Raw genomic sequence first — 7,649 nt, 5'->3', positions numbered from 1 at the left:
GTTTCGCGTCTCTCCGCGCAGAAGCCCGCTGCGCTTCCCGCCGATGCTAAGCCCTCGGGATTCGAGATGCCGGCGGGATTCGGGGCGGACTGGCTCCGGCGCGATTCGGCGGCCGCGCTCGCCGTACTCGACGATGCACCGCCGACGATCGAGGCGCCATGGACGCCGAGTTCGATACCTACCGACCTGTTGCGGGCGCAGGCGCTCGAGCGCCTGGGCGAGCGCGACCGTGCGCGCGCGGCGTACGAGCGCGCCCGCGACGCCCTCGCGGCGTTGCTCGACAGGCAACCCGACGACCCCGCATCGACGAGCCTGCTCGGGCTCGCCGAGGCCGGCCTCGGCCATGCCGACGCCGCGCTCGCGGCCGGCCATCGCGCGGCCGCGCTGTTGCCGCTCGCGACGGATGCGGTCGACGGGCCGTGTTACCTCGTCACGCTCGCGGAGATCGAGATTCGCGTCGGCGACCCGCGCAACGCGGAACGGCTGCTGCGCAGACTGCTCGACATGCCGGCCGGCCGCGAGATGTCGCCGTCGCTGTTCGCGCGCGATCCGCGTTTCGACGCCGTGCGCGAGGCCGTCGATCGCGCGGCGGGAGCGCAGCGCTAGCAGGATGTTGAAAAAGGCGCTATCCAGCGCTTTTTTCAACTCAGCGAGTCCGGCGCATGTCCGGACTCGCTTCCGCGATTCGACGACGTGCGTCGTCGACTCGCGAGCGATCCATCCCTGGATCGCGTCCGCAGGCTGTTTTCAACAGCCTGCTAGTCCCGCGTCGGCGCGGCGGGCGTGCGCCGCAGCAGCAACGACAGTACCGGCGGCGTCACGATCGAGGTCAGGAGCGACATCGCGACGATGACCGCGTAGAGCTCACCGGTGAACACGCCCGCTGCGAGGCCGAGGCTCGCGATGACGACGCCGACTTCGCCGCGCGGAACCATGCCGACGCCGACGATGAGCGCGCCGCGGCGGCCGAGCGAGAGCGCGCCGAGCCAGCCGCCGGCGAGCTTGGACACGACCGCGATGGCGGTCGCCACCACGAGCATCCACAGCGCCCCCGCGCTCGCGAACACCGACAGGTCGATCTTCGCGCCGGTGACGACGAAGAAGAACGGCGTCAGCAGTGCGAGCAGCGGCTGCATCTGGTGCTCGAGCTCCTCGCGCTGCGGAACTTCCGAGGCGATCATGCCGGCGAGGAACGCGCCGATGATCGCGGCGAGCCCGAACCCGGTCGACAGCCAGGCAAGGCCGAGGCAAATCGCGAGCACGATCGTCAGCGGCGAGAGCGGATTGATCGGCCGGTCGAGCCAATGCCCGCGTGCGCGCATCACGCGCGAGCCGAGCCAGCCGATCACGACGACGAACCCGATCGCCTGCACCAGCACGAAGGCGAGGCCCGCGATGTTGACGCTTTCGCCTCCCTGCAGGGACGTGACGACGCCGAGCAGCAGCATAGCGAGGACATCGTCGATGACCGCGGCGCCGAGTATCACGCGCGCCTCGATGCGCGAGAGCGCGCCGAGCTCCTGCAGCACGCGTGCGGTGATGCCGGCAGAAGTCGCGACGAACGCGGCGGCGACGAACAGCGAGCGGGTCCATTCGAAGCCGCTGCCGTGCGCCCACAGCGCGCCGAGCGCGAACGGCACGATCACGCCGAGCACGCCGACGAGCAGCGCACTGCGACCGACCTTCCTGAGTTCGTCGAGGCGCGTCTCGAGGCCGACCGCGAACAGCAGCAGCACGACACCGATCTCGGCGAGTACGTCGAGCGGCGTGCCGGCGAGGATCTGCTCCGACGCGACGAGGCCGAGCGCCGATGGCCCGATCGCGCAGCCGGCGACGATTTCGCCGACGACGCCGGGCAGCTTCAGGCGCTGCGCGATCTCTGCGCCGACCTGAGCCGCGACGAAGATCGCGAACAGCGTGTAGAGGATGTCGGCAGCGTGGTGCATCGGCGCGCTCCGCGGGAATGCGCACCGATGCTACACGACAGGACCATCGTCAGCCGGTGAAATGACGAGCATTCAGCCACAGGTGAACGACGATGCTTGCCGCATAGCCGAGCGCGATCACGCCCGTCCAGCGCAGGTGTGCGCCGAACGTATAGAGGCCCCGTGACGCGCCCATGAGCGCGACGCCCGCGGCCGAGCCGATCGACAGCAGGCTGCCGCCGACGCCGGCGGTGAGCGTGACGAGCAGCCATTGGCCGTGATCCATCGCCGGGTCCATGCCGAGCACGGCGAACATGATGGGGATGTTGTCGACGACTGCGGACAGCACGCCGATCGCGCTGTTGGCCCAGGTGTAGCCGAGGCTGCCGTAGAGCGCCTGCGAGGCGAGTTCGAGGTAGCCGATCGCGGCGAGCGCGCCGACGCAGGCGAACACGCCGTAGAAGAACAGCAGGGTGTCCCACTCGGCATTGGCGATGATCCGGAAGATCGAATACCTCGACCCGTTCGTCTGTCCCTGCGCGAGTGCGTAGACCTGCTCCTTGCGCTCGATCCGCGTGGCGATGATGTTGAGCAGGGCGAGGCCGGTCAGCATGCCGTATGCCGCCGGCATGCCGAGCCACTGTCGTCCGGCGACGGTGATCGCGATGGTGAGCGCGAACGCGATGCAGATGCCGAACCCGCCGACCTTCACCCGCGTGCGCGACGCGACCGGCTCGGGCCTGCCCGCCGGCACGCTGAAGTGCATGATCGCGGCCGGCACGAGCCAGTTCACGAGCGACGGCACGAAGATCGCGAAGAACTCCGTGAACTCTACCTTGCGCGCCTGCCACACCATCAGCGTCGTGATGTCGCCGAAAGCGCTCCAGGCGCCGCCGGCGTTGGCGGCGACGACGAGGTTGACGAAGGCGAGCGTGACGAAGCGACGGTTGTCCGGGCAGACCGCGAGGATCACCGCCGACATGACCAGTGCCGTGGTGAGGTTGTCGAGCACCGGGGAGATCAGGAAGGCGAGCGCGCCGGTGATCCAGAACAGCGAGCGGTAACCGAAGCGCCGCCGCACGAGCTGGTCGCGCAGCGCGTCGAACACGCCGCGTTCGCCCATCGCGGTCACGTAGGTCATCGCAACGACGAGGAAGAAGAACACCTCGGCGTATTCGAGGAACATGTGCTGGAACGCATCGCTGGCGCGCGAACCGTCGCCGCTGGTCCACCATGCGAGCAATCCCCACATGAGGCCGGCCGCGAGCATCACGGGCTTGGACTTGGCGATGTGCAGGCGCTCCTCGGCGATGACGGCCGCATAGGCGAGCACGAACAGGCCGAGCGCGATCCAGCCGACCGGATGTGCGGTCAGTGCGAACGTCGCGGGCGTTTCGGCCGCGGCCGTGGCGGCGTGCAGGGGCAGCATGAGGTGGTTCGTCATCGCAGGCGGCTCCGCGTCACGTGATCGGCAAGGGTAGCAGCGCCTGTGGCCCGCGCGCATTGCGTTTTGCGCGCGGCCCGTCGATGCTAGGAATACCGATGCCGTGCGAAGGGGCACAGATGCGGGACACCGACAGCACGCCACGCGAGCCGATGTCGAAGGTGGACACGGCCTGGCTGCGCATGGAGCGGCCGACCAACCGCATGATGATCACCGGCGTGCTCATGTTCGCCGGGCCGCTCGACCCCGCGCGCATCAAGGCATTGCTGGTCGAGCGTTTCCTCGCGTTCCGCCGCTTCCGGCAGAAGGCGGTCATCGGCGTCAACGGTGCGTACTGGGAAACCGATGCCGATTTCGACATCGATTGGCACGTGCGCGTCGCGGCGCTGCCGGGCGCGGCGGACAAGGCGGGGCTCGAAGCATTCGTGAGCGAGCTGGCGTCCTCGCCGCTCGACACGTCCAAGCCGCTCTGGCAATTCCACGTGGTCGAGGACTACGCAGCGCCCGACGGCGGTCGTGGCAGCGTGCTCATCGCACGCATCCACCACTGCTACGCCGACGGCCTCGCGCTGGTGCAGGTGCTGCTGTCGCTCACCGATACCGCGCCGCAGGCGCGGGCGCACGCGGAACTCGCCAGGACCTGGCTCAAGCGCGACCGCGGCAGCGTGCTCGAGCGCCTGCTCGAACCGATGCAGGGCGGCCTGCACAAGGCGGTCGCGCTCGGCGAGAAGACCTGGGGCAAGCTCGCGCAGATGATGGCCGACCCCGCAGTCGCGGCCGAGTTCGCGCACGAGGGCAGCGAGATCACGCGCGAACTCGCGATCGCGCTGACCTTGCCGGACGACCCGATCACCGCACTGAAAGGCCGCCTCGGCGTTGCCAAGCGTGTCGCCTGGGCCGAGCCGCTGCCGCTCGAGGAAGTGAAGGTGCTCGGCAAGGCACTCGGCTGCACCGTCAACGACGTGCTGCTCGCCTGCGCCGCGGGCGCGCTGCGCGGTTACCTGCGCGACCAGGGCGAAGACGTCGACGGCCTCACGATCCGCGCGACCGTGCCGGTCAACCTGCGCCCGCTCGAGCACGCGAAGAAACTCGGCAACCACTTCGGCCTCGTGTTCCTCGACCTTCCGATCGGCGAGCCGAATCCGCTGCGCCGGCTCGAACGCGTCGCTGCGTGCATGCGCGACCTCAAGGGCCGTCGCCAGGCGGTCGTCGCGTTCGGCCTGCTCGCCGCACTCGGCATGGCGCCCGCGGCGCTGCAGGGGCCTGCGCTTGAACTCTTCAGCCGCAAGGCCACCGCGGTCGCGACGAACGTGCCGGGCCCGCAACAACCCCTGTTCATGGCCGGGGCCCAAGTACGCGAACTCATGTTCTGGGTGCCGCAGACGGGTTCGATCGGTCTCGGCCTGTCGATCCTCAGCTACAACGGCCGCGTGCACTTCGGTGTGATGGGCGACGGCAAGCGCGTGCGGGATCCCGACGCGATCGTGCGGCGCTTCGACGATGAATTCGAGAAGCTCATGCTGATCGCGCTGATGGAGGACTGGAGCGAGGACTTCGGCGCGCTCGATGCGGCCGCGACGCTCGCCCGGCATGTATCCGATCCGCGGCCGCGCGACGCGTCACCCTCGCCGCACGACGACTGATCGAGACGGCGAAGCACCGCATCCTCACCCAACCCGCGCAGCGAGAAACCGATCGGCCACGCCATGTAGCCGAGCAGCAGCGCGCAGGCACCCGAAGATGTCCCGAGCGGCGCCGTGAAGTCGGCATGCGGCCATGCCGCGAGCGCGAAGTACGCGAGGAAGCCGGCCAGCCCGAGCAGCGGTGCGAGCCGAATTGCACGCCGCCATGCCTGTGCCGACCTGCGCCCGGCTCGTGCGAGCCCGCCCTTTGCGGCCCATTCCATCCCGCGACTCCGTTGCCGCCGGCATGGCGGCGATCCCACCGTCCATGTCGAACCAGAGGCCGCGGTTTCGACATGCGGCTGCGAGTCGTTCGCGGGCTCGATTGACCTGCTGCGCGCCGCTGAACACAATCGCGCGCACGGCGTAGGTGCCTGCCGCTCATTCTCCTGGGGGAACGTTCCATGTCGAAACGATACGCGGTGCCATTGCTGGCGCTCGCCATGGCGGCTTGTTCGTCGGGTGCGGACAAGACGGCAGCGTCGGCCGAGGACCTCGATCACGCCGACCAGGTCGCGAAGGAAGCCGCAGCGCAGTTGCAAAAGAACGAAGCCGAGCTCAAAAAGACGATGCGCGAGATGCTGGCTGCGCTCGGCAAGTCGTGCGATCGCGTCAAGGAATTCGAACAGGTGTCCGATACGCGCCTGAAGATCACCTGCAGCTATGACGGCGACGTGCTCCACTACGTGGTCGACAAGACCACCAATACGGTCGAGGAACAATAACGCACGCCCCCACCGCTCGCCGATCGGAGTGGAGCTCCGCGAGCGCGACTCCGAGCGTACCTGGCGGATCCGCATTGGTGGCCGGTTGTCAGAGCACCGAAGCCACGAGCGTGACGTCGGCATCCTTCCATGCGGCCTTCAGCCGCTGCTCCGTCGCGGCCGCCTCATGCATGCGGTGCTGCGCCTTCTGCGCGGAAGCGAGACCGTGCAACGCCCAGCCGTTGTCGGGATGCCGGCGCAGGTCCTCGCGGTAGACGGCTTCCGCTTCGGCCGCCTTGCCGGCGTCGAGCAGTTCCGCGCCGAGCAGGTGGCGCACCGGCACGAACCAGTCGGCCGGCTCGTTGTAAGCGAGCCGGTCCTCCTTCGCGACCGCGTCGCGCAGCAGCGCGATCGCCTCGTCGTGCTGGCCGCGTGCGAGCGCGATGCGCGCACCCGCGACCTGCGAGGCGACCGCGACGAGGTCGGCCGCCATGTTGAGGCCCGCGGGCGCGTCCTTGGGCAGGCTGGCCGCGATCGCGTCGAGCGCGGCCTTCTCGCGTGCGGCCTCGTCCGGCTTGCCGCGCGCCGCGTACGCACTCGCGCGCACGTAGTGCCAGGCCGCGCGCATCGCCGGCAAAGCGGCAGCGGGTTCGGGCTCGGCGAGCAGTTCGTCCCAGCGCGCGAAGCGTTCCATCGCGAACCACGGCTGCGCCGCATACCAGTCCAGGCCCGCGCCCATGTGCAACATCGCGTCGGACAGGTGCCCGCGCATCGTGCGCGTCGCCTGCAGCGCTTCCGCCGAGCGGCCCTGCATCGCCGCAGCGTAGCCGAGGAACTGGTAATTGTGCGCAAGGTACATGCCGTAATAGGTCCATTCGGCCGGCTTCGCGCGCTCCATGTAGGCGAGGTCGACGCGCACGCCGGCGCGATTGGCCTCGGCCGAGTCGGCATAGCGGCCGACGCGCTGGTAGATGTGCGAAGGCATGTGCACGATGTGGCCGGCGCCGGGTTCCAGCGAGGGCAGGCGCTCGGCGGCGGCGAGGGCCTTCTCCGGGTGCGGCGATGCCTCGACCGCGTGGATGTAGTAATGGTTCGCACCCGGGTGTCGCGGGTTGCGCGCGAGCACGCGTTCGAGCGTCGCGACGATCTCGTCCGTGCCCGGCGCGGCGACGCCGTCGAGGCTCCAGAGCTTCCATGGGTTCGCCGTCATCAGCGCTTCGGCGAAGAACACCTGCACGTCGTCGTCGTCCGGGAAGCGCTGCGCGACCCCGCGCATCGCGTCCGCGTAAGCGACGTTGTACGGCTGCATCGCCTCGGGCGGCAGCGGATCGGGTCCGCCGTAGCGCGTCGCGAGCGCGGCCGCGAGCGCCTGTTCCAACGGCGTCGCATTCGCCGATTCGCGTTGCGCGGCCTGCACCGATTGCCACAGCGCCTTCCAGCGGTCCGGCATCGCCGGCATGTTGTAGTTCGGCCCGAGCGCCTCGCCTGCGCCCCACCAGCACATCGCGCAGCGTGGATCGAGTTCGATCGCGCGCGCGAACGAGCGCGCGGCCTCGTCGTGGTTGAACGCGTAGATGAGGCGCAGTCCCTGGTCGAACCACGCCTGCGCCTCGGGCACCCGGGTCGTGATTGGGTGGTTGTGCGTGCCGAGGTCGTCGAACAGCCGCGCACCCTGCGCCCATTGCCCGAGGCTCGGCCCCGGCGATGCCTGCGCGTGCGACGCCATCGGCGCCGCGTTGCCGGCGGCGTGCGGTGCGGGCGCATCCGGCCGCGTGCAGGCGGCGATGGACAGCGTGAGGACGGCGGTCGTGGCGATACGATTCATGATCCCTCCGGCATGGCGTGGGCGAAACAGGCGTGCGGCAGCAACGGCCACGCATTGTGCAGCAAGCCG

The 7,649-nt window shown here is 69.5% G+C and carries 5 protein-coding genes and 1 pseudogene; 3 read left to right on the top strand and 3 right to left on the bottom strand.

The genetic code is table 11. The features are described 5' to 3' along the window. Positions 1 to 606 (top strand): annotated as a pseudogene (locus ACTHK2_RS11980) (hypothetical protein); the annotation flags it as partial. A 152-nt stretch (positions 607 to 758) separates the two neighbouring features. Here the strand turns inward: ACTHK2_RS11980 and ACTHK2_RS11975 are convergent. Further along, on the bottom strand, positions 759 to 1,946 hold the full coding sequence (locus ACTHK2_RS11975) for a cation:proton antiporter (protein ID WP_440245945.1): 1,188 nt from the start codon (positions 1,944 to 1,946) through the stop codon (positions 759 to 761). Between the two features lie 49 nt (positions 1,947 to 1,995). Next, positions 1,996 to 3,369 carry a sodium:proton antiporter NhaD gene (nhaD, locus tag ACTHK2_RS11970; RefSeq protein ID WP_440245944.1) on the bottom strand — a complete coding sequence of 458 codons (1,374 nt, stop codon included), beginning with the start codon at positions 3,367 to 3,369 and terminating at the stop codon, positions 1,996 to 1,998. 119 nt (positions 3,370 to 3,488) lie between these two features. Between nhaD and ACTHK2_RS11965 the strand changes: the two genes are divergently transcribed. Together ACTHK2_RS11965 and ACTHK2_RS11960 are read left to right on the top strand one after the other, a co-directional pair. Then, positions 3,489 to 5,012, top strand: a complete 1,524-nt coding sequence (locus ACTHK2_RS11965; RefSeq protein WP_440245943.1) for a WS/DGAT/MGAT family O-acyltransferase — start codon at positions 3,489 to 3,491, stop codon at positions 5,010 to 5,012. 443 nt (positions 5,013 to 5,455) lie between these two features. Then, positions 5,456 to 5,776: a hypothetical protein gene (locus ACTHK2_RS11960; protein WP_440245942.1), complete on the top strand. Its 321-nt coding sequence runs from the start codon at positions 5,456 to 5,458 to the stop codon at positions 5,774 to 5,776. A gap of 88 nt (positions 5,777 to 5,864) precedes the next feature. Here ACTHK2_RS11960 and ACTHK2_RS11955 read toward each other — a convergent pair whose 3' ends face one another. Beyond that, positions 5,865 to 7,580 carry a hypothetical protein gene (locus ACTHK2_RS11955; protein WP_440245941.1) on the bottom strand — a complete coding sequence of 572 codons (1,716 nt, stop codon included), beginning with the start codon at positions 7,578 to 7,580 and terminating at the stop codon, positions 5,865 to 5,867. Positions 7,581 to 7,649: the final 69 nt, after the last annotated feature.

The sequence above is a fragment of the Dokdonella sp. genome, assembly GCF_051958935.1.
Lineage (GTDB): Bacteria > Pseudomonadota > Gammaproteobacteria > Xanthomonadales > Rhodanobacteraceae > Dokdonella_A.
Note: the sequence above shows the minus strand (reverse complement) of the source record. Positions and strands in the feature narration are given on the sequence as shown.

Coding starts and splice junctions, on each gene's coding strand:
- ACTHK2_RS11965 (WP_440245943.1), top strand. CDS start 3,489: ATGCGGGACACCGACAGCACGCCACGCGAGCCGATGTCGAAGGTGGAC.
- ACTHK2_RS11955 (WP_440245941.1), bottom strand. CDS start 7,580: ATGAATCGTATCGCCACGACCGCCGTCCTCACGCTGTCCATCGCCGCC.
- nhaD (WP_440245944.1), bottom strand. CDS start 3,369: ATGACGAACCACCTCATGCTGCCCCTGCACGCCGCCACGGCCGCGGCC.
- ACTHK2_RS11960 (WP_440245942.1), top strand. CDS start 5,456: ATGTCGAAACGATACGCGGTGCCATTGCTGGCGCTCGCCATGGCGGCT.
- ACTHK2_RS11975 (WP_440245945.1), bottom strand. CDS start 1,946: ATGCACCACGCTGCCGACATCCTCTACACGCTGTTCGCGATCTTCGTC.